1 pseudogene is annotated in these 360 nt (G+C 65.3%); it reads right to left on the reverse strand.

Going from position 1 to position 360, the window contains the following annotated elements:
* Window positions 1-128: 128 nt before the first annotated feature.
* Window positions 129-360 (reverse strand): annotated as a pseudogene (locus AB0F72_RS22915) (IS30 family transposase); the annotation flags it as partial.

The following is a 360-nucleotide window of genomic DNA, read 5'->3' on the forward strand; positions in this document are numbered from 1 at the left end:
GGGACCTGCCTGGACTACGGCTGGCGGATCCGAGCCGTAGCTGGCGCAGGAAATGCCGCCCCGCAACCTGCCTGAACTACGGCTCGCGGAACCGAGCCGTAGCTGGCGCAGGAAATGCCGCGGCGGATTCAATCGGTGGTTGCAACACAGTCTGTTTGTGCTGGTAGCGGTGCTGAGAGTAGCGCGTTGAGGGCTTGAGCGGGAGTTCTCATGCCGAGGGTCTCGCGGGGCCGGGCGTTGAGTTGGGCGGCGACGGCGTCGAGGTGTTCACGGCTGTGGATGGACAGGTCGGTGCCTTTGGGGAAGTACTGGCGTAGCAGCCCGTTGGTGTTCTCGTTGCTGCCGCGCTGCCAGGGTGAG

The organism is Actinoplanes sp. NPDC023936 (assembly GCF_040639325.1).
GTDB lineage: Bacteria > Actinomycetota > Actinomycetes > Mycobacteriales > Micromonosporaceae > Actinoplanes.